This is a genomic window from Anaerosacchariphilus polymeriproducens, from assembly GCF_003363435.1.
In the GTDB taxonomy this organism is placed as follows: domain Bacteria; phylum Bacillota; class Clostridia; order Lachnospirales; family Lachnospiraceae; genus Anaerosacchariphilus; species Anaerosacchariphilus polymeriproducens.
Genome location: NZ_QRCT01000049.1, coordinates 370159 through 390442 on the forward strand (window position 1 = coordinate 370159; position 20284 = coordinate 390442).

Here is a 20284-nt window from a genome sequence, read left to right on the forward strand (position 1 = left end):
TTAACTAAACTTTGTCTAAATTTTCTATAATTAGGTAGTTATAAATCTTGCAGAACAACGAAAACATATTCTAAGTAAATTTTCTAGTTAACAACTTGCTATTTTCAACAAAATCTTTTACTGTTTTAAACCCAAGCACATGTAATAATTCAATTACATACGGGTTATCCAATGGAGTCTCAAACTCTGCTTCCTTCGCATACTCTTCAACATTCTCTTTTCCTTTTTCTGTGCTTATAATTCTTTTGGGTCCTCCAACACAACCGCCTTGACACCCCATACCTTCGTAAAAATTGGCTTCTACTTTTCCCTCTAGAAGTTCTTCCAAAAGTTTCTTACACTCCATGACTCCATCTGCCTGCTTTGCTTTAAATTTTATTTTCTGATTGGGATCAATTCTCTTTATTGTCATCTCAACCGCTTTACTGACTCCACCGGTCCTTGCATAAATCCTTCCGGCATAAGAAGTATGGTTGCGTATAGACTCTATCTGATTTTCTAAAACAATACTCATTTTTTCAAATAATTGTTCCGTTTCTTGAAAGGTCAATACACAGTCAATGGCATCTTTGATATCTTCTTCTTTTGCTTCCATTTTTTTTGCCATACACGGACCAATAAAAATTGTCGCTGCATCGGGTTGAAGATGCTTTGCCACTCTGCCGCATGCAATCATAGGCGAAACTGCCGGCGGTATATGAGAAACGATTTTGGGGAAATGTTTTTTAATCAAAGAAATCCAAACAGGACAGCAGCAGCTGGTAAGTTGGAAATCATTTTCGTCTTTTATATTATCATGAAACTCTAATGCTTCCTTAAACGTTAATATGTCTGCGAAAACAGCAACTTCAACCATTCCGGTAAAACCCATTTCTTTAAATGCACTTCTGATCTGCCCTGTAGTAATATGGTCACCAAATTGTCCTATATATGCAGGCGCCACCAATGCATATACAGGACCTTTATGATTTTGCAATAAATCAATTGTTAATTTTAAATCTTTTGTAAATTCGGGATCATCCATAGCTTCCTTCATGAAGACCTCTTTTTCTTTTAAAGAAGATATTCTTTCTTCCGGATGTAATAAACAGGATAAATGGTTTTCTTCCGGATCTTTTGAACGGACTTTCTCTAATCCTTCTTCTAACTTATGTCCATGTTTTTCATCTGTAACTGATTTATATAAATGTTTAAACGTACTCATCTTAGAATCAACACTCCTTTGCTGTTTTAGCATTGACGTTCTCATCTGGTATTATACGTTTTTTTGCTATCCAATCAAAAACCATCCCTTAAAAATACTTTCACTTTTGAATAGATACCTTCCGCATCTAATCCATATTTATGAATCAATGCACTTGCAGAACCTGACTCTCCAAAGACATCATTGATTCCTATTTTCAATACCTTGGTCGGCAATGTAGTAGAAAGTACATCACATACCGCACTCCCAAGACCTCCTATAATCGAATGCTCTTCTATTGTTACTATTTTCTTCGTAGTTTTCGCTGATTCGATTACCAACTCTTCATCCAATGGTTTCACCGTATGCATATTGATTACTTTTGCATCGATTCCATCCCCTTTAAGCATCATAGCAGCCTCTAATGCCTGGCACACACAAATACCTGTAGCAATAATCGTAACATCAGTTCCTTCTTTTAAAATATTACCTTTTCCCATTTTAAATTCATATTCTGATTTATCGTTAATAACAGGAACCGGTGCTCTTCCAAATCTTATATATACAGGTCCTTCATATTCAATCGCTGCCTTTACGGAAGCTTTGGCCTCTATATCATCCGACGGACACATTACTACCATACCTGGAATACTGCGCATCAAACTAATATCTTCATTGCATTGATGTGAAGCACCATCTTCTCCAACTGTGATACCAGCATGAGTTGCACCGATTTTTACATTTAAATGGGGATAACCGATTGAATTTCGAATCTGCTCAAACGCTCTTCCAGCAACAAACATAGCAAAAGAACTAATAAACGGAATTTTACCTGTAGTCGCAAGCCCTGCTGCGATATCAGCCATATTACATTCAGCAATCCCACAATCAAAATGTCTGTCAGGATATGCTTTTTTAAATATAGAAGTTTTCGTTGCTGCCGTCAAATCTGCATCCAACACTACCAATTCAGGATAAACTTTTCCAAACTCTGCCAATGCATTGCCATAACTCTCTCTAGTCGCAATTTTTTTACCCTCTAACAAAGAACTTCACCTGCCTTTTCCAAATCTGCCATAGCTTTTATGTATTGTTCCTCATTCGGTGCCGCCCCATGCCATGACACTTGATTTTCCATAAAAGAGACCCCTTTCCCTTTGATTGTTTTCGCTATGATAGCTGTCGGTCTCCCTTTTATAACTCTAGCTTGTGCGAATGCATCTTTAAGTTGATCAAAGTCATGACCATCTACAGTAATTGTATGAAAATTAAATGCCTCAAATTTCTTATCAATCGGGTAAGGGGAACATACCTCATCAATATTTCCTCCAATCTGCAGACCATTATTATCAATAATGACCACGAGATTATCTAATTTACGGAAGCCCGCAAACATCGCCGCTTCCCAAATCTGGCCCTCCTGGATTTCTCCATCTCCTACTAATGTATACACACGATAATCTTTTTCATCTAGCTTCGCAGCCAAAGCCATTCCTATCGCTGCCGATATTCCCTGTCCAAGAGACCCTGAAGACATATCCACTCCCGGTATCCGTTTCATATCAGGATGCCCTTGCAAATAGGATCCCAATTTACGAAGTGTTTTTAAATCCTCAACCGGAAAATAACCTCTGTTAGCCAATGCCGCATAAAGCCCGGGCGCAACATGCCCTTTTGACAATACAAAACGATCTCTGTCTTCCATCTTTGGATTTTTCGGATCGATATTCATTTCTTGAAAATAAAGATATGTAAATATCTCTGCAGACGATAAAGCTCCTCCCGGATGGCCTGCCTGAGCACTATATACAGATGTAACGATCCCCTTACGGACTTCATTTGCTATACGCTTTAGATCCAATTGATTCATACCTTATTCCCTTCCTTTTCCTTTCGGTTTTTCATGGTTCCAAAGAAAACTAACTACGTTTCTGGCCGTAATAAGCGTTTTCTCCATGCTTTCTGAAATAATGCTTATCTAACAATTCTTGTGGCGCGGGCTGTACTTTTCTATTAATCAACTCACAATTCGCCGCCATTTTTGCCACTTCTTCCAAAACAACTGCATTATGTACCGCTTCTTTTGCATCTTTCCCCCAAGTAAACGGCCCATGGTCTTTACAAAGAACTGCCGGCATTGCTAAATAGTCTTTTCCTTTAAAATATTCTACAATTAGTCTGCCTGTATTTCTTTCGTATTCATCTTCAATTTCTTCTCTTGTTAAACAGCGGACACAAGGAATCTCTCCATACATATAATCCGCATGGGTCGTGCCATAACAGGGAATACTTCTTCCTGACTGTGCCCAGCTTGTAGCCCAGGTTGAATGTGTATGTACAATTCCCCCTATATCACGACTTGCTTTATATAATTCAATATGTGTAGCAGTATCAGAGGACGGGTTCCATTTTCCTTCTACTTTATTTCCTTCCAGATCCATTACTACCATATCTTCGGGCGAAAGTTTATCATAATCCACACCGCTGGGTTTAATCACAAAATACTCTCTTTCTTTATCTATACCGCTCACATTTCCCCATGTAAACGTAACCAGCCCATACTCCGGTAGTTTCATATTCGCCTCATATACCTGATATTTCAGTTCTTCTAACATAAAATCCCCTCCAGGATAATTTAATTTAAGATTCTTTCTTCCACTTTTTCAACCTCTTCATCACATCATTTTCTCCCCTGCCAAAATAATCATGAAGGGTCTCAAATTCTTTAAATATCTTCTCGTAAATCTTTACATTCTCAGGAATTGGTTTATATGACTTCTCTTCCACTTTTCCCATTGCTCTTGCTGCATCAAAGATGGTATCATATCCACCTTTTTCAGCTCCTGCTGCTACTGCTCCAAACATCGCTGCCCCTAAAGCAGGACTTTGATCAGAGGCTCCAATAAATATCTCTTTGTTTGTAACATCTGCATAAATCTGCATCATTAATGGATTTTTCTTTGAAATTCCTCCGCAGGCATATAACTCCTCTACCGGAACTCCTGCTTCTTCAAAAGTTTTTATTATTTTATTTTTACCGTAAGCGGTTGCTTCAATTAGCGCTCTGTAGATCTCTTCCGGTCTTGTTGCCAGTGTCATGCCCAGCATCATTCCTGTCAAATCCACATCTACCAGACAGGAACGATTTCCATTCCACCAATCAAGAGCCAGCAGCCCACTTTCTCCTACTTTCAGTTTGGAGGCTTTTTCCATTAATAGTTCATGGATATTAACACCTTTTTCTTCCGCTTCCTTATAATAACTCTCAGGGACACAATTATTTACAAACCAGTCAAAGTGATCTCCAACACAGGATTGCCCGGACTCGTAACCAAAATATCCCGGTAAAACACCATCTTCTACGACTCCACACATACCCGGAACCTCTTTTTCAACCTCACCACACATAACATCACATGTTGATGTTCCAATAATCATTAACATTTTATTAGGCCCGGTAATCCCAACTGCCGGCACTGCCACATGTGCGTCAACATTACCAACTGCGACCGGAGTCCCTGCATTAAGTCCAATCTTCTCAGCCATTTCCTTGGTTAACTCACCTGCTTTTGAACCCTGTGGCAGAATTTTTGTCCCTAACTTTTCTTCTACAACATTTTCAAGCCTATCATCTAAAGCTTTGAAAAACTCCTTACTTGGATATCCTTTTTTCTTGTGCCATATTGCTTTATAACCGGCTGTACAGCTGTTTCGGGTTTCAACTCCAGTCAACTGCATTGTAACCCAGTCTGTGCCTTCTAAAATTTTGTCGGTCAATTCATAAATCTTTGGATCTTCTTCTAAAATTTGCATAATTTTCGGAATTACCCATTCAGAGGAAATTTTCCCTCCATATCTTCCTAAAAATTCTTCTCCTCTTTCTTCTGCAATTTGATTTAATTTATTCGCCTGTTTTTGAGCCGCATGATGTTTCCAGAGCTTCACCCATGCATGAGGAAATTTTGCGAAACCTTCTTTTAAGCAAAGCGGAACCCCTGCTTTATCAACCGGCAGAATCGTACAGGATGTAAAATCAATTGACATTCCTATTACATCATTCTTGCTCACATTTGCTTCTTTTAGAACATTCGGAATGGTAGTTTCCAACACTTCCAAATAATCACCTGGATGTTGTAACGCCCAGTCATGTCCTAATTTCGTCCCATCTGGCAGGAATTGATCCATAACTCCATGTGTATATGTTTTTGTGGACTGAGCAATGACATCTCCATTTGAAACATCTACTAATACTGCTCTACCTGACAATGTCCCAAAATCAACACCTACAGAATATTTATTTTCCATTATAGCTTCCCCTCTTTTCCTTTTTAATTGACGCTTATCAGACATACATTTCCCTTCTCCCAAAAAGATAATTTCGTCTTATTTATAGTACATATTATTCCATCTTAATTCTTTTTTCAGTTCACAAGTTCTGGTATTTTTATCAATCACAACACTCTCAATTCCCATTACATCAGCCCAATCCACCATCTGTTCTACTGTTAAATCATAAGAAAAGGCCGTATGATGGGCTCCACCTGTCATGATCCAGGCTTTTGCTCCTTCTTCCAAATTGGGCTGCGGTGTCCAAAAAGCTGTTGCTACCGGCAGATTCGGCATGGAATGTTCACACTTTTTACAATCTACTGCATTAATAATTAATCGGAACCGATTTCCCAAGTCAATTAAGGAAGTCGCAATACCCGGTCCTGTTTTCGAAGTGAATACCAAGCGAGCCGGATCTTCACGGTTCCCCATTGTTAATGGATTGACTTTGATTGAAATTGGTCCTTCTGCAATAGTAGGACATACTTCTAACATATGAGATTGTAATATGCCTTCTTTTCCTCGAACCAAATGATAGGTATAATCTTCCATAAATGAGGTGCCTTTAGGATTTTTAACAGACTGCGTCATAATTTTCATCAGCCTTACCATCGCAGCTGTTTTCCAGTCTCCTTCTCCTCCAAAACCATACCCTTTCTCCATTAGGCGTTGAATCGCCAATCCTGGTAATTGCTTTAAACCCCCAAGCATACCGAAGTGTGTTACTACTGCATGGTAATCCCGTTCTTCTAAGAACTTTTCCATTCCTATTTCTATCTGAGCCTGAGCAGCAACATGTCTTTTAAATTCTTCCGGATCTCTCGTTTCAAAAAGCATTTGATACTTGCTTTCATACTCCTCCATTAAGGCATTTACTTCACTGGGCGATACTGCATTTACGTATTCCACTACATCATTTACATTATAATGATCTACTTCCCAACCAAATTTAATCTGCGCCTCAACTTTATCTCCTTCCGTAACAGCCACGTTATTCATATTATCTCCAAATCGGCAGACTCTGATATGTGACGATTCCATGACTCCGACTGCAGTTAACATCCAATTTGCTAATTGTTCCTGTACCTTTGTTTTTGCCCAATGTCCAACAATAATTTTCCGTTCAATCCCCATCCTGCTGACGATATGCCCATACTCTCTGTCACCGTGGGCAGATTGATTTTCATTCATAAAATCCATATCAATGGAATCATAAGGAATCGCTTCATTAAATTGAGTATGTAAATGGCACAAAGGTTTTTTGTATTCCTGCAATCCTATAATCCACATTTTGGCCGGTGAAAAAGTATGCATCCAAGTTATAACACCTGCACATTCTTCATCGTTATTCGCATCATTTAAAGTCTGCCGAATCGATGTCTGACTGATTAATGTAGGCTTTAATATTACTTCAAAAGGCAATACGCCTGATTGATTAAGCCCTTCTACCATTTTTGCTGCATGTTCTGCGACCTTCCTTAAACACATATCGCCATATAGATCTTGCGAACCTGTACAGAACCAGAATTTATATTTCTTTGCTGTTTTCACAAAATGCCTCCTTTATACAGAATTCGAATCAACGTGAAATCCTCTTTACAGAATCTCTTATAATAATGTCCTCATCGAACTCATAATTTGCATCAAAACTAGGGTTTTTGATAAGTTGAATTAAATTTTCTGCTGCTTTTTCCCCCAATCGTTCCATAGGATGAGGAATAGAAGTGAATTCCACATCTGACAAAACAGCCAACTCTGAATTATCGATACTAACAATTGAAATATCTTCAGGAACCTTCATTCCCTCTTTTTTTAATATTTCAATCAAGCTATATGAAACTTCATCGTTATAACATAAAATTCCAGTACAATTCCCTAATCTTTCTAATATTTTACCCTTTGTCTTCTCCAAATGTTTCACTTCTTCGGTATCAATCCAAACAATATCTGTATCCAAAAAATCTAAATCTGCATTCATCATTGCTTCTGAATATCCTTTGAAACGTAAATGTCCCTGTCCGTCATCCAGTTTTAGAATTGCACCTATTTTTCTGTGTCCCATAGAAATCAAATATTCCGTGGCTTTTCTTCCTGCTTCTTTATCATTAATAGAAACATGAGGCAGCTTTGAATCAGCATAATAACTGTTAATGAATACTACCGGAATATGCCTGCTGGTTATTTCCGAAATAAGATCTTCATTCAAATTCGGAAGTCCACTCTTGGTAGGTTCAGCAATAATTCCAGCCACATCATTTCTATTTAGAATATCTTCCAGAATAATTTTCTCTCTGGCAAACACATTATTGGTAAATGCTATTTGAACAGAAAACCCTTTTTCAAAAAGATAATTTTCAATCCCTTTAATGGTTCTAGGAAAAATATAACTGTCAACATAAGTGGTTATCACAGCTATTCTAGTCTTATTTTCCAAATTTGTCAGACGATTATCGGCCACATACGTACCGCTTCCTTGTACTTTTCTTACAATACCCTCTTTTTCCAGAACACTGATACTATGACGTACCGTCTGTCTGCTTAGTTTAAATATTTTACTTAATTCATTCTCCGAATAAATCTTCTGACCTGGTTTTAATTCTTTAGACTCAATCTTTTCCTTTATAAAATTTACGATCTCTAAATATTTTGGTGTGTTATTTTTCATCTGATTCTAGACCGAAACCTTTCCGGCCTTCTACCTCATTTCTATTTTATTCTTTAGCCCTTCTTACGCTTTGTAACCAAATCTACGGTTACGGCTCCAAGAAGTACGGCTCCTTTAACGATTTTTTGAATATCGGTAGACCACCCATACAAGGACATTCCGTTATTCAAAATTCCCATGATAAAAGCGCCGACTACTGCTCCGATTACAGTTCCGACTCCACCTGCCGTAGCTGCCCCTCCAATATAGCAGGAAGCAATGGCATCCATCTCAAATCCATCTCCGGCTTTTGGTGTTGAGGAACCATTTCGAGCAGATAAAACAATGCCTGCAATCGCACACATAATTCCCATATTAGTATACACCCAAAAGAAAACTTTTTCAGTATTTATACCAGATAGTTTTGCTGCTTTTGCATTACCGCCTAAAGCATAAATTTGACGCCCGGCTACTGTTTTCGTTGTTATATAATGATAAAACCCTGCCAAAACTGCCATAATAACAAGAACAAAGGGAATCCCGTTACAAGTTGCCAGTTTCGAAAAGATAAACCACACAATTGCAAGTATAACAATTTCCTTTATCGCAATCTGCCACAAAGGATTGGTTGCGAAACCATATTTTTCTTTTGTTTTTATATCTTTGAATTCTGCTAAAAGTATCAATACCGAAATTATTATTGCTACACCAACACTGATCACATCAATTGGTCTTCCCCCAAGATTTACTTTTATGGTAGGTAAAAAACCTGCACCTATGTATGTAAATTCATTGGGAAACGGTCCCTTCGTCTGTGCCTGCAAAACCGTATAAGTAAGACCACGCCCCATAAGCATTGTCGCCAGGGTTACAATAAACGGCGGGATCCCAAGCTTTGAAACAAAAAATCCAACAAATACCCCTGACAAAAGCCCTACCAAAATTGCTGCCAATATCGCAATCCAAATATTCACTTTGTAATCCACAAGCAAAATACCAATCACAGCCCCGGATAATGCTACCATTGAGCCAACTCCAAGATCAATGTTCCCAGTCAAAACACAAAGAAGCATACCGACTGCCAATATTACAACATAGCCATTTTGCATAATCAGATTATTCATATTCATAGGAGTCATATTCGCTCCTTTTGTCAGAAAAGAAAATATCAAGAAAACTGCAATAAGAGCTACGACCATACCATATTGTTTCATATCTAAATTTTTTACTTTTTTCTCTCGCATTTTTACTCTCCCTTTCTGTTATGTGCCATGACACACTGCATGATTTTTTCTTGAGAAACCTCATACTCATTTAATTCCCCAGCAATCTCACCTTCATTTATTACATATACACGGTCGCAAGTTCCTATAATCTCAGGCATTTCTGATGAAATTATAATAATTGCTTTTCCAGCTTTGGCAAGTTCATTAATCACACAATAGATTTCGTATTTAGCACCTACATCTATTCCCCTTGTTGGTTCATCCAATATCAAAACATCCGGCTGTGTCAGCATCCACTTTGCCAGAACTACTTTCTGTTGATTTCCGCCTGATAAGGAAACAACCTTTTGATCAATTGAATTCGCCTTTATATTAATTTTTTTCATAAATTTATTTGCTGCTAATATTTCTTCATTCTTATTCACTACTCCATTTTTAGAAAAAAACTTTTTTAACGCAGCCATGGTCATATTTCGTTTAATATCCTCTATCAGAACCAATCCATAATTCTTTCTATCTTCTGAAACATATGCAAGCTTATGTTGTATGGCATCTTTTACGTTTTTGATCCTCACTTCTTTTCCATGCATTTTAATGCTGCCTTGAATCTTCTGACCATAGGTCTTCCCAAAGATACTCATAGCCAATTCCGTTCTGCCTGCTCCCATTAGCCCTGCAAAACCAACTACTTCTCCTTCCCTGACATGAAAAGAAACATTTTTAATCATTTGCCGTTCTGCTTCTTCCGGATGAAATACATTCCAATCTTTTACTTCAAAAATAGTCTTTCCAATTTTAACATCTTCCCGTTTGGGATAACGATTGGTCAACTCCCTTCCAACCATTCCTTTAATAATACGGTCTTCCGTAAAATCTTCTTTCTCCTTTTCTATTGTTTCAATCGTCTTTCCATCCCGAATAATCGTAATTGAATCTGCAACATAACTGATTTCATTTAATTTATGAGAGATAATGATACAAGTAATTCCCTGTTTTTTTAATTCCAGCATTAACTCTAATAGCTTTTTACTCTCTTCATCATTTAACGCTGCTGTTGGTTCGTCCAATATCAAGAGTTCGACTTTTTTCGCCAAAGCTTTTGCAATCTCAATTAATTGCTGTTTCCCAACACCAAGTAAGTTGACCGGCAAATTGACATTTTCATCTTCCAATCCCACTTTTGCCAGCATTTCTTTTGCTTTGCTTTTTGTCTTAGTCCAATTTATGACACCTTTTACAGAAGTCTGTTCATTCCCCAAAAATACATTTTCTGCAATAGACAGACACGGACTCAAAGCCAGCTCTTGATGTATAATAACAATTCCTTTCGCTTCACTTTCTTTGATGTTGTGAAATTGGCATACTTCGTTATTATAAATAATATCCCCGGTATAAGTACCATATGGATACACGCCGGACAATACATTCATCAGCGTAGATTTTCCTGCTCCATTTTCTCCACATAGAGCATGAATTTCTCCACGTTTCACGCTTAACTGTACATCTGCTAATGCTTTCACCCCTGAAAACTCTTTCGTTATTTTTTTCATTTCCAAGATAACATCAGACATTTTTTCGCTCCCTTTCTTCTCCTTTTGATTAAAATTCTTCTTTACAGAATCCTTTCATTCGATTTGGCGGCGGTACAAGACCGCCACACCCCTGCTGCAAATATCAATGTTATCTATTTTGACAATTGCTCCTCCGTGTAATATCCACTATCAACAATTACTTTTTTATAATTATCTTTGTCTACCGGTACCGGTGTACAAAGGTAGGAAGGAACTGTTTTCACCCCATTATTATATTGATTTGTATCATTGATCTCAGGCTCTTTTCCTTCCAAAACCGCCTGAACCATTTTCACACATTTTTCTGCTAAAAGTCTGGTATCTTTATAAATAGACATTGTCTGATAACCACTTATTATGTTTTTTACAGCCATCAAATCTGCATCTTGTCCTGTAATTAATGGCCAGTCCTTTCCAACTGAATATCCCGCTCCTTCTAAGGCTGATTTGCATCCATAAGAAAAACCGTCAAATGCAGAACATACAATATCTAATTTTTCTTTTGCATAGAAACCTGTTAAATAATTTTCACAATTGGCTTGTGCCGTATCCTGTGACCACCTCAAAATACATGTATCGTCAAAAGATGTTCTGCCTGATTTGCATACTAAGGTTCCGTCTTTTAAATATCCTTCTAACACTTCCATGATTCCGTTGTACAAAAACAAAGCATTGTTATCGTCAGGTGATCCCATAAAAAATTCGATTGTATAAGATTTTCCTTCTTTTTGGGCAACTTTTAAGTCTTTCTTTTCTTCTATGTATTTTCCTATCGCTACTCCCACCCCTTTGTTATCAAATGTAGCATAATAGGAAACAGCATCGGTATCCATAAGCAACCGATCATAAGCAATAATCGGAATTCCTGCATCCTTTGCCTGTTTCTCCACATTGACCAGCGCTGAGGAATCTACTGCTGCAATTACAAGACAATCTACATTTTGAGCAATCATATTCTCTACCTGTGATACTTGATTTTGTACATCATCTTCCGCGAACTGAGCAATTACCTTGTACCCTTGTTTCTCAAATTGCTCTTTCATGTTGGCACAATCGCTGATCCACCTTTCGGATGACTGCGTCGGCATTGCCAAACCAACGGTTTTTCCTTTTGCACTTTTTTTCCCATTCACATTAGCACTGTCAGCTGTCTGCGCTGAATCTGATACTGTAGACTTATCAGTCGTTGAGCCTTCTCCACACCCAACTAACATAGTCGTTACCATAGCTACACTTAGAATAAGACTTAAGATTTTGTTTCTCATTTTTTTACCTCCCATTCATACATTGGTTTAAAGTTGTATTTACAATCCGTACTAGTTGTACGGTTTTGTACAATATTACAATCTTTTTTTGCATACCCCTATTATTTCTATATGTCATTAACAAACTATATATTCGCTTGTATGAGATGATTGTGTATTTTATCTTTTATGTGTACATCTTAAACTGTTTTTTATTTATTTTTATTACTTGTTAGTCATAATATATATCATTTTTTTACACTTGTCAACATTGTTTTTGCATTTTATGTGTATATTTTACCTTAGTTGTATATGTACATGTTTAAACAGTATCTTATTTGCTGCTTTTAAATTGTTATTAGATTAAGAGTATTGTTTTCATTAATTTCTCTTAACATTTAAATTTGCAAAGTGGAAACGATGTATCTTTGTCTTTTCAATGAAAGATTACAAAACGAGAGAAATGAAGAATATTAGTAGAAGTGTCATTGGATGATAAATCTGATTGAATTAGTTTAATTCGAATTTGAAGGTTGAGTTCTGAAATAAATATATTATTCTATTAAACGATAAGTACCTTTTCCGATTTTTGAGACTACGCCAGCCGCTTCACATTGGTTCAAAATTCTTTGAAGTTGTCTTGAACTGCAATGAAGATGGAAAGCTGCCTGCTCTAGCCCCTTCAATATACCTGAATCACATTTGTATTTCATATAGGACATGACCCGTTCTGTTAAGGATGTTGGAGCAGCGTCAATGTTTGTTATTGCACCTATTTTTGCAGATAGACTATTACAGATGAGCTGCAGGAACTGATTGTTCGCAAGTAATAATTCCCTGTTTTTGTCAATAGGAAATGAAATGCAGGTCAAATTTTCAGTTGCTTCAGAATAGATGTTATAGTTCCTTGGATAAAAAATATCCATGTCTCCAAGTAAGTAGTCTGCATAGCCGTTTGACAAAGAATATCGTGTGCCGTCATCACGAATAAAATAGATATTTATAGATCCATGCTCTACAATTTGAAATAACAATTCATTCTGAAAAGGCGAAGTGACCAATTCGCCTTTTTCGTATTTTATAAGGCAAAAATCTACATGCAGTTCATTGAGAACCGTTTGATATTTGCTATTTTCAATAAAAGTAGCTATTTTGTTTTTGTCATAAATTTTTTTCATAAGTCCTCCAAACAACAAGACAAATGTCCAGTTTTTGAAATCAATTTTACATTATAATCATTAAGATTTCAAGGGAGGATTAGAAACTATGACATCTATTTTTGAAGAAAAGAATATTCCTAAGGCGATTATGAGAGTTGGATTGCCTTCTATGTTGGGACAGCTTACAACCCTCATTTACAATATTGCCGACACCTTTTTTGTGTCTTTGACCAGAAAACCAACAACCATTGCAGCTGTTACATTGTGTGCTCCTATATTGCTTATTATAATGTCTCTCTCCTTTATCTTTGGAATGGGCGGAAGCAGTGTAATTGCCAGGCTATTAGGAGAAGAAAAGAAAAAAGAGGCTGGCACAACCATGAATTTTTGCGTGTATGCATTGGTGTTTGCAGGAATTATCACACTTGTGCTAGGTCTTGTGTTCTTGCATCCATTAGCACAACTGGTAGGTGCTGATGCGGATAATATAGGTTATACCTGTGACTATTTGAAATACATTTTTATTGGAGCACCTTTTATCATGCTCGCAAATGGGTTTGTCCATCTGTTTCGTTCTGTTGGTTTGATAAAAGAAAGTACGATTGGATTAGTGCTTGGCAATATCATCAATATTGGATTGGACTATGTCTTTATCGTTATTTTAGGATGGGCAACAGCCGGAGCTGCACTTGCAACCTCCTTGGGATTTTTATGTGCAACTATATACTATATTATCTGCATGATCCGTGAGGAATGCAAGGGTAATCAATTAGTGCCATTAACCCCAAAATATTTTTCACCAAATACAAGAATGATTCGAAACGTTGTAAACATCGGTATTCCTGGGGCACTGATTACAGTTCTTATGAGTGTTTCAAATATCGTACTAAATAACTATATTGGTATGTATGGTTCTGATGCAGTAGCATCTTACGGGATTGCATATAAGCTTGAAATGATTCCAATTCTACTGTCAGTTGGATTATCACAGGGAGTTACCCCATTAATTGGCTATTATTATGGAGCAAAAAAGAAGAAACGAACGATCGATGTTGTGAAATATGCAATGATGTATGGGGTTCTTCTTGGAGCAATATTTACCGCTGCTTTTCTTCTTTTTGGAAAACCTCTTGTATCCATATTCCTGCACGATGAAACTCTGATTTTACAAACCGGATACTTTTTAAGAATTCTTTGCCTGTCGGCACCGATGCTCGGAGTTATCAATATGGTTACAAGTTATTTTCAAGCTTTAGGCAAGGCAGTTAATTCGCTGGTTATTACAGTCATGAGAAATGCAGTGTTTTTTATTCCAGGAGTAATCATTTTGAATTATCTTTGGAAATTAAATGGTGTTATTGCTGCGCAACCAGTTGTTGAAACGGTTTTGACAATCATTTGTATTTTTATGTATACAAAGGATGCAAAAGCAATATCAAAAGAAATGTAAAACAGTATAGGATGGAAATCCCAATTATTCGAAAGTTTTCTCAATTTCAGATTTGGATTTCCTCCTTTAATTCATGAATCTTTTTCCACTCTTTTTCATAATCTGCTACTACTTTATCAGGCTCTTGACACAACATTAATTCTGACATCACACACACTCCAGCTGCATTGCACTCGTAAATTTGCTCCAGACGGTCTCTTCTTATTCCTCCAATTGCATAGACCGGTATCTTTACATGTTCACAAACATTTTTTAAGAACCCAGGACCTCTTGGCTCTAAATCTTTTTTACAGTCGGTTTCAAAAATATGTCCTGCAACTAAATAATCAGCACCTGATTCAGCTGCTTTCACCGCTTCCTCTACACTATGAACGGATACTCCCATACAAGAAAACTCCTCTTTGGGTTCAACATATTCAATCAATTCCCCATACGACAAATGAATCCTCTTGATTTCCAATTCCCGAGCAATTTCTACCTGATGATTGATAATGAGTGGCACCTTATATTTGTGACAGATTTCAGCGCATCTTCTTGCAGTGATTTTGTATTCTTCCTGATTCATTTCTTTTTCGCGCAGTATGATTCCCTCAGGCCCACCCCTGGAAATCTTTTCTATTCTGTCAAAAAAATTATCTTTACACAGTCTCGAGCTGGTCACAACCATCATATCCCATTATCTTCCTTTCTCTCTGTCACATTTCTATTTACACTCGGATATAATCTGTATATACCGGTTGCAATCCTCTGTTTAAAATTGCTTCATGTACCTGTTTCACACTTCTGGGATCTGCTATTTCAAACTGTTCATCCCCTTTTTTCTCTTCTTCATGACCACCTACTCCAACTTTTACTCCTGCCGATATTCTTGTCGCACACATTCCAATGACATGATCACGGAATCCCGCTCTTTCTCTCGTAGAAATAGTAATACCTGCAAAAGGCATGAACAAACGATACGCCAACATCACTTGAAGTAGTTGAGCTTCGTGAACATCATTTGGATTTGCTTTAGAATTATTGATATAAGGTCTTAATCTGGGTAAAGAAAACGATATTTCCGCATGAGGATATTTCTGTTGTACATAATACGCATGCAGTCCTGCAGCAAAAGCATCCTTTCTAAAATCACCAAGTCCAAGCAAAGCTCCAAAAGCAACCCCTCTCATCCCTCCCAAAATTGCCCTTTCCTGGGAATAAAAACGATATGGATAGCTTCTTTTATGACCACTTAAATGAACCTTTTCATATTTATCTGTATGATATGTCTCCTGATATACCGAAACAAAATCCGCACCGCATTCCCTCAAATACGCATACTCTTTTACATTAAGGGGATAAATTTCAATCCCTACCGTAGAGAAATATTTAGCAGCAATCTTAACAGCTTCCCCTATATATTCCACATCTGAATGCTTCCTTGATTCTCCTGTCAATAACAAAATATCTTGAAGACCGGTAGATGCAATCGTCTGCAATTCAGTTTCTATTTCATCCATAGAAAGTTTTCCCCGTTTAATTTTGTTTTGACAATTAAATCCACAATAAACACAATGATTTTCACAATAATTTGCGATATACAAAGGAGTAAACATACTCACCGCATTGCCAAAGTGCTTTTTCGTTTCTAATTGTGCTTTGTGTGCTGTATTCTCCAAAAATCCTTCTGCAGCCGGAGAAAGTAAAACAGCAAAATCTTCTATACTCATTTGTTCTTTATTTAATATCCTTATAACATCCTCTTTTGTATAACAATTATAATCATATGCCTTCATCTTTTTTTGAACTCTGTCCATAATATCAGACTCAATAACATCCATATCCGGCATATATTCCATATGATTCATTTCTACTTGCATTCCTAATCCTCCAAAAAACCTGTTAATGGACTAGAAGCTTCTGCCTTAAAATTTAACACTCTTCCTAATCCTGCTAAATAAGCCTCTCTTCCCGCCTCAATTGCTTTCTTAAATGCTTGCGCCATCAATCCAACATCGTTGGCTGTCGCAATTGCCGTATTCGCCATTACCGCATCGACTCCCATTTCCATAGCTTCACATGCCTGCGACGGTCTTCCTATCCCTGCATCAACAATAATTGGCAAATCGATTTCTTCCACTAACATTTTTATGAATTCCTTCGTCATAAGACCTTTGTTGCTTCCAATCGGAGCTCCAAGAGGCATGACTGCTGCCGCACCGGCATCTACCAATTCTCTTGCAACATTCAGGTCGGGATACATATATGGCATGACTATAAATCCTTCTTTTGCCATAAGCTCCGTTGCCTTAATTGTCTCATAATTATCGGGCATTAGATATTTAGAATCTCGAATCACCTCTACCTTCACAAAGTCTCCGCAGCCTAATTCTCTGGCTAATCTTGCAATTCGAAGTGCTTCTTTAGCAGTTCTTGCACCTGAAGTGTTCGGAAGCAGTGTAATCCCTTTTGGCATATAATCAAGAATATTTTCCTCTCCGCCTGCATTTGCCCTGCGTATAGCAAGGGTAGCCATTTCGACTCCTCCATTTTTTATTACCTTATCTGTCATTTCTAAAGAAAATTTACCGGAACCCAAAATAAATCTTGATTGAAATTCATGTCCGCCAATTACCAATTTATCACTCATCTTTAATCTCCTTTTCTGCTCTTTCTTTTTTCTAAGGCTGTTCTATCCCCAACAGTAGTCTTAGCACCATGTTCGCTTGGTGACCGGCACAGACCTGTACTCTTGGTGCCATAAGACCATTGCCTTGTTTTGCTTCATTCTCTAAATCTCCACATACATACAATCTACTCATCTTTTTTTGTGTTTTAATATCATTTGCACTAGTATACCCTGCCATGCCGGAAGCTGCTACAATTATTATCTTTTTTTCCTCTGATAATAGTGTATTGACTAACATCGCTTTTTCCTGAGAAACATCAAAAGCCTCGCATACTATCTGACACCCGCCAAAAAGTTCTGCAGCATTCTTTTGCGTTACTTTGCAGTTTTGAATCTCTACATTCAAATAGGGATTTATTTGTGAAATCTGTTCTTTCAACGCCTCCGTTTTGGGTCTGCCTAAATGATTGATAAAATAACTTTGACGATTTAAATTGCTTGGTTCTACCACATCGTAATCTACCAAAACCAAATTGCCGACTCCTGTCCTGGCCAATGCAATTGCAAGATTAGAACCTAATCCCCCGAGTCCGGCTATTCCTACCCTCGCACATTTTAATTTTTCAAACACATTAGGCGTATGTCTGGCCGAAATCATCAATTCCAGCTTATCACGATCAGGAATTTTCCCTTTTTCAATAATGATCAAAGCATCATTTTCCTTTATTTTCAAATCTTCTTTTACCTGAAATCCATTCACTATGTGGACTTCTCCACCTATTTTAAATTCTTTTAAAATATCATATAGGAAATATTTGGTTGTTTCTTTTTTTTCTCCATTAATAACAACTCTCATCATCAGCCTCCTCCTACAAAACTTACAATTTCAAGAACATCTGTATCACTCAACATTACTTCTTTGTAATTTGCCTTTGGAATAATTTCACTATTTTTTTCTACCGCTATCTTTGTTGTATCATATTGATGTTTCTCTAGAAACTCTTGCAAATTTACAGAGTCTTTTAATAAGATTTCACTCCCATTAACCTTCATCTTTTCACCTCTTTCACTAATTTTAATAATAAAAAAAGAACATAAAAAGGACTACACCCTCGGTGGTGCACCCCATTTATGTTCTTCGTAATTAACTATCTATAATCTAACACAATCTCTATTCTATGTCAAACCGTATTTTTAACAATGTGTAGAGGATGTCATTTCATCCAAAAACGTTCTAACCTTATGTTCATCCTTAACAGCCGTTATTACAACTAAATAATCTCCTGCCTTCATCTCTACATCTCCTCTTGGTATAATCTCTTTTCCATCTCGACGTATTGATATTAATAAACTTTCATCAGGAAATGGAATCTGTTTCACTAATTTCTTCTCACAATTTGAACCAAAATGAACGACCGATTCCACCGTTATTCTTCTTACATGATCCCGCTTTGTTGTCTTTAAATCATTCTTTTTTAAGTAACTTTCTAATAATGATTCGTAAATAGGTTCACTTTTTACTAAATCTGCTGTTATATAAGCAATAACAGCAACCGTTGTAAAAGATAACAAATGTGTAAACGAACCTGTCATTTCCGTTAATAATATGATTCCTGTAATCGGAGCTCTAACAATTGCAGTAAACATGCCAACCATTGCTAAAACTATGAAGTTATGATATAAACTAGGATCAAATCCCAAATATGTAACAGAAATCTTTCCCAGGACTGCCCCAAGTGTAGCACCCAAAACTAGTAACGGAAAGAAAATTCCTCCCGGTGCTCCGGAACTAAAACTTACAATAGAAAATACAAATTTAATAATTAAAATTATGATTAACCATAGAAAACTTTTTTCTATACTTAATTCTTTTATTAAATGATGTCCTCCGCCTAGAACAATCGGTAAATAGATTCCCAATACTCCTGCTGCCAAAAATGGAATCACTGGTTTCACATAAGGAAATTTTTTAAAGATATTCTTCATTATATTCTGTGTATTTATCAATGACCAATTATAAAATGCACCGGCTAATCCTAAAATAATACCAATTGGAATAAATACCCAATATCCGTGTAAAGGTATACTATCATTTACTGCAAAATTAAAAACCGGTTCAATACCAAATATTGTTTTGGATATAAAATCAGCAACAACAGCAGCCGAAGTAACTGCCAATAAAACAATGGGTGAAAAATATTTGAACAACTCTTCTATCGCAAACATTGTCCCTGCAAGCGGTGCATTAAATGCTGCAGCAAGCCCTGCACTTGCACCTCCGGCAATCAATACTTTTCTTTCCGTTCTGGTAGATGCAATTTTTTCACCTACCCCTTGAGCCACGCAAGCTCCCAACTGAATTGATGGACCTTCTCTACCAACAGAAAGTCCACCAATAATTGATATGGTTCCACCAATAAATTTAAAAATCATAGAGGTTAACCATTTATTTTTCACAGCACCTATCATATGTGCTTTTACTTGCGGAATTCCACTGCCGCCGATTAGAGGATATTTCTGTACTAATAATCCAACTGCCAACCCGACAAACCCTAAAATTACTAATAAAATTGGTATGTAAATTAGATTTTCCCGAAAAAAGTGATAAACTATCTCAGAAAATATACCCACTTTCTCTAATGTAAATCGAAAAGCTACCGAAACAGCTCCTGCCAGAACACCTATAAACAAACTTTTATATACAATATACAATTTTCTTGTATGTGTATTAACTAAACTCTTATAGTTATTGCTGATATTCATTGTATGAAATTCTCCTTAGTTTTATTTTAAGTTTATGATTGTTTTTATAACATTTATTCAATTAATAAAAGACATAATCACAATCCTAAATTTTATCATACAATGA

The 20284-nt window shown here is 36.8% G+C and carries 18 protein-coding genes; 1 reads left to right on the top strand and 17 read right to left on the bottom strand.

Going from position 1 to position 20284, the window contains the following annotated elements; translation table 11 throughout:
- Nucleotides 1-70: 70 nt before the first annotated feature.
- From DWV06_RS15185 to DWV06_RS15235, 11 genes are all read right to left on the bottom strand, one after another.
- Nucleotides 71-1204, bottom strand: a complete 1134-nt coding sequence (locus DWV06_RS15185) for a [Fe-Fe] hydrogenase large subunit C-terminal domain-containing protein (protein WP_115483025.1) — start codon at nucleotides 1202-1204, stop codon at nucleotides 71-73.
- A gap of 74 nt (nucleotides 1205-1278) precedes the next feature.
- Nucleotides 1279-2229, bottom strand: a complete 951-nt coding sequence (locus tag DWV06_RS15190) for a transketolase family protein (RefSeq protein ID WP_115483026.1) — start codon at nucleotides 2227-2229, stop codon at nucleotides 1279-1281.
- A complete protein-coding gene (locus tag DWV06_RS15195; protein WP_115483027.1) occupies nucleotides 2223-3053 on the bottom strand; it encodes a transketolase in 831 nt (276 codons plus the stop codon). The genes DWV06_RS15190 and DWV06_RS15195 overlap by 7 nt, the downstream gene beginning before the upstream one ends.
- Nucleotides 3054-3102: 49 nt before the next feature.
- Entirely contained in the window at nucleotides 3103-3798 is a 696-nt protein-coding gene (locus tag DWV06_RS15200) for an L-ribulose-5-phosphate 4-epimerase (RefSeq protein ID WP_115483028.1), read from the bottom strand.
- Between the two features lie 25 nt (nucleotides 3799-3823).
- Nucleotides 3824-5533, bottom strand: a complete 1710-nt coding sequence (locus DWV06_RS15205) for a ribulokinase (protein ID WP_331463339.1) — start codon at nucleotides 5531-5533, stop codon at nucleotides 3824-3826.
- A 33-nt stretch (nucleotides 5534-5566) separates the two neighbouring features.
- Nucleotides 5567-7063: an L-arabinose isomerase gene (araA, locus tag DWV06_RS15210; RefSeq protein ID WP_115483029.1), complete on the bottom strand. Its 1497-nt coding sequence runs from the start codon at nucleotides 7061-7063 to the stop codon at nucleotides 5567-5569.
- 28 nt (nucleotides 7064-7091) lie between these two features.
- Nucleotides 7092-8177: a GntR family transcriptional regulator gene (locus DWV06_RS15215; RefSeq protein WP_115483030.1), complete on the bottom strand. Its 1086-nt coding sequence runs from the start codon at nucleotides 8175-8177 to the stop codon at nucleotides 7092-7094.
- Nucleotides 8178-8230: 53 nt separating this feature from the next.
- On the bottom strand, nucleotides 8231-9400 hold the full coding sequence (gene mmsB, locus DWV06_RS15220; RefSeq protein ID WP_115483031.1) for a multiple monosaccharide ABC transporter permease: 1170 nt from the start codon (nucleotides 9398-9400) through the stop codon (nucleotides 8231-8233).
- A gap of 2 nt (nucleotides 9401-9402) precedes the next feature.
- The gene (gene mmsA / locus DWV06_RS15225) at nucleotides 9403-10953 is read right to left on the bottom strand and encodes a multiple monosaccharide ABC transporter ATP-binding protein (RefSeq protein ID WP_115483032.1); all 1551 of its coding nucleotides are present in this window, start codon (nucleotides 10951-10953) and stop codon (nucleotides 9403-9405) included.
- Nucleotides 10954-11066: 113 nt separating this feature from the next.
- Complete coding sequence (chvE, locus tag DWV06_RS15230) at nucleotides 11067-12218, bottom strand: multiple monosaccharide ABC transporter substrate-binding protein (protein ID WP_115483033.1); 1152 nt, start codon at nucleotides 12216-12218, stop codon at nucleotides 11067-11069.
- Between the two features lie 533 nt (nucleotides 12219-12751).
- The gene (locus DWV06_RS15235; protein ID WP_115483034.1) at nucleotides 12752-13375 is read right to left on the bottom strand and encodes a hypothetical protein; all 624 of its coding nucleotides are present in this window, start codon (nucleotides 13373-13375) and stop codon (nucleotides 12752-12754) included.
- Between the two features lie 88 nt (nucleotides 13376-13463).
- Here DWV06_RS15235 and DWV06_RS15240 point away from each other — a divergent pair, with 88 nt between their 5' ends.
- Nucleotides 13464-14807 (top strand): MATE family efflux transporter, encoded by a 1344-nt coding sequence (locus DWV06_RS15240; RefSeq protein ID WP_115483035.1) that lies wholly within the window; start codon nucleotides 13464-13466, stop codon nucleotides 14805-14807.
- 46 nt (nucleotides 14808-14853) lie between these two features.
- Here the strand turns inward: DWV06_RS15240 and DWV06_RS15245 are convergent, their stop codons facing one another.
- The 6 genes from DWV06_RS15245 to DWV06_RS15270 all read right to left on the bottom strand — a co-directional run bounded on the left by DWV06_RS15245 (nucleotide 14854) and on the right by DWV06_RS15270 (nucleotide 20178).
- Nucleotides 14854-15477, bottom strand: coding sequence for a thiamine phosphate synthase (locus tag DWV06_RS15245; protein ID WP_115483036.1), 624 nt, complete (start codon nucleotides 15475-15477; stop codon nucleotides 14854-14856).
- Between the two features lie 37 nt (nucleotides 15478-15514).
- A complete protein-coding gene (gene thiH, locus DWV06_RS15250; protein WP_115483037.1) occupies nucleotides 15515-16666 on the bottom strand; it encodes a 2-iminoacetate synthase ThiH in 1152 nt (383 codons plus the stop codon).
- Nucleotides 16667-16668: 2 nt separating this feature from the next.
- Nucleotides 16669-17436 carry a thiazole synthase gene (locus DWV06_RS15255; protein WP_115483038.1) on the bottom strand — a complete coding sequence of 256 codons (768 nt, stop codon included), beginning with the start codon at nucleotides 17434-17436 and terminating at the stop codon, nucleotides 16669-16671.
- A gap of 31 nt (nucleotides 17437-17467) precedes the next feature.
- Nucleotides 17468-18274 carry a sulfur carrier protein ThiS adenylyltransferase ThiF gene (gene thiF, locus DWV06_RS15260; RefSeq protein WP_328587646.1) on the bottom strand — a complete coding sequence of 269 codons (807 nt, stop codon included), beginning with the start codon at nucleotides 18272-18274 and terminating at the stop codon, nucleotides 17468-17470.
- Complete coding sequence (gene thiS, locus DWV06_RS15265) at nucleotides 18274-18468, bottom strand: sulfur carrier protein ThiS (RefSeq protein WP_115483039.1); 195 nt, start codon at nucleotides 18466-18468, stop codon at nucleotides 18274-18276. Before thiS ends, thiF begins: the two co-directional genes overlap by 1 nt.
- Nucleotides 18469-18609: 141 nt before the next feature.
- Nucleotides 18610-20178: a ClC family H(+)/Cl(-) exchange transporter gene (locus DWV06_RS15270; RefSeq protein WP_205027773.1), complete on the bottom strand. Its 1569-nt coding sequence runs from the start codon at nucleotides 20176-20178 to the stop codon at nucleotides 18610-18612.
- Nucleotides 20179-20284 lie beyond the last annotated feature (106 nt).

Coding starts and splice junctions, on each gene's coding strand:
- DWV06_RS15185 (WP_115483025.1), bottom strand. CDS start 1,204: ATGAGTACGTTTAAACATTTATATAAATCAGTTACAGATGAAAAACAT.
- DWV06_RS15195 (WP_115483027.1), bottom strand. CDS start 3,053: ATGAATCAATTGGATCTAAAGCGTATAGCAAATGAAGTCCGTAAGGGG.
- DWV06_RS15200 (WP_115483028.1), bottom strand. CDS start 3,798: ATGTTAGAAGAACTGAAATATCAGGTATATGAGGCGAATATGAAACTA.
- DWV06_RS15205 (WP_331463339.1), bottom strand. CDS start 5,533: ATGTCTGATAAGCGTCAATTAAAAAGGAAAAGAGGGGAAGCTATAATG.
- DWV06_RS15215 (WP_115483030.1), bottom strand. CDS start 8,177: ATGAAAAATAACACACCAAAATATTTAGAGATCGTAAATTTTATAAAG.
- mmsB (WP_115483031.1), bottom strand. CDS start 9,400: ATGCGAGAGAAAAAAGTAAAAAATTTAGATATGAAACAATATGGTATG.
- mmsA (WP_115483032.1), bottom strand. CDS start 10,953: ATGTCTGATGTTATCTTGGAAATGAAAAAAATAACGAAAGAGTTTTCA.
- chvE (WP_115483033.1), bottom strand. CDS start 12,218: ATGAGAAACAAAATCTTAAGTCTTATTCTAAGTGTAGCTATGGTAACG.
- DWV06_RS15235 (WP_115483034.1), bottom strand. CDS start 13,375: ATGAAAAAAATTTATGACAAAAACAAAATAGCTACTTTTATTGAAAAT.
- DWV06_RS15240 (WP_115483035.1), top strand. CDS start 13,464: ATGACATCTATTTTTGAAGAAAAGAATATTCCTAAGGCGATTATGAGA.
- DWV06_RS15245 (WP_115483036.1), bottom strand. CDS start 15,477: ATGATGGTTGTGACCAGCTCGAGACTGTGTAAAGATAATTTTTTTGAC.
- thiH (WP_115483037.1), bottom strand. CDS start 16,666: ATGCAAGTAGAAATGAATCATATGGAATATATGCCGGATATGGATGTT.
- DWV06_RS15255 (WP_115483038.1), bottom strand. CDS start 17,436: ATGAGTGATAAATTGGTAATTGGCGGACATGAATTTCAATCAAGATTT.
- thiF (WP_328587646.1), bottom strand. CDS start 18,274: ATGATGAGAGTTGTTATTAATGGAGAAAAAAAAGAAACAACCAAATAT.
- thiS (WP_115483039.1), bottom strand. CDS start 18,468: ATGAAGGTTAATGGGAGTGAAATCTTATTAAAAGACTCTGTAAATTTG.
- DWV06_RS15270 (WP_205027773.1), bottom strand. CDS start 20,178: ATGAATATCAGCAATAACTATAAGAGTTTAGTTAATACACATACAAGA.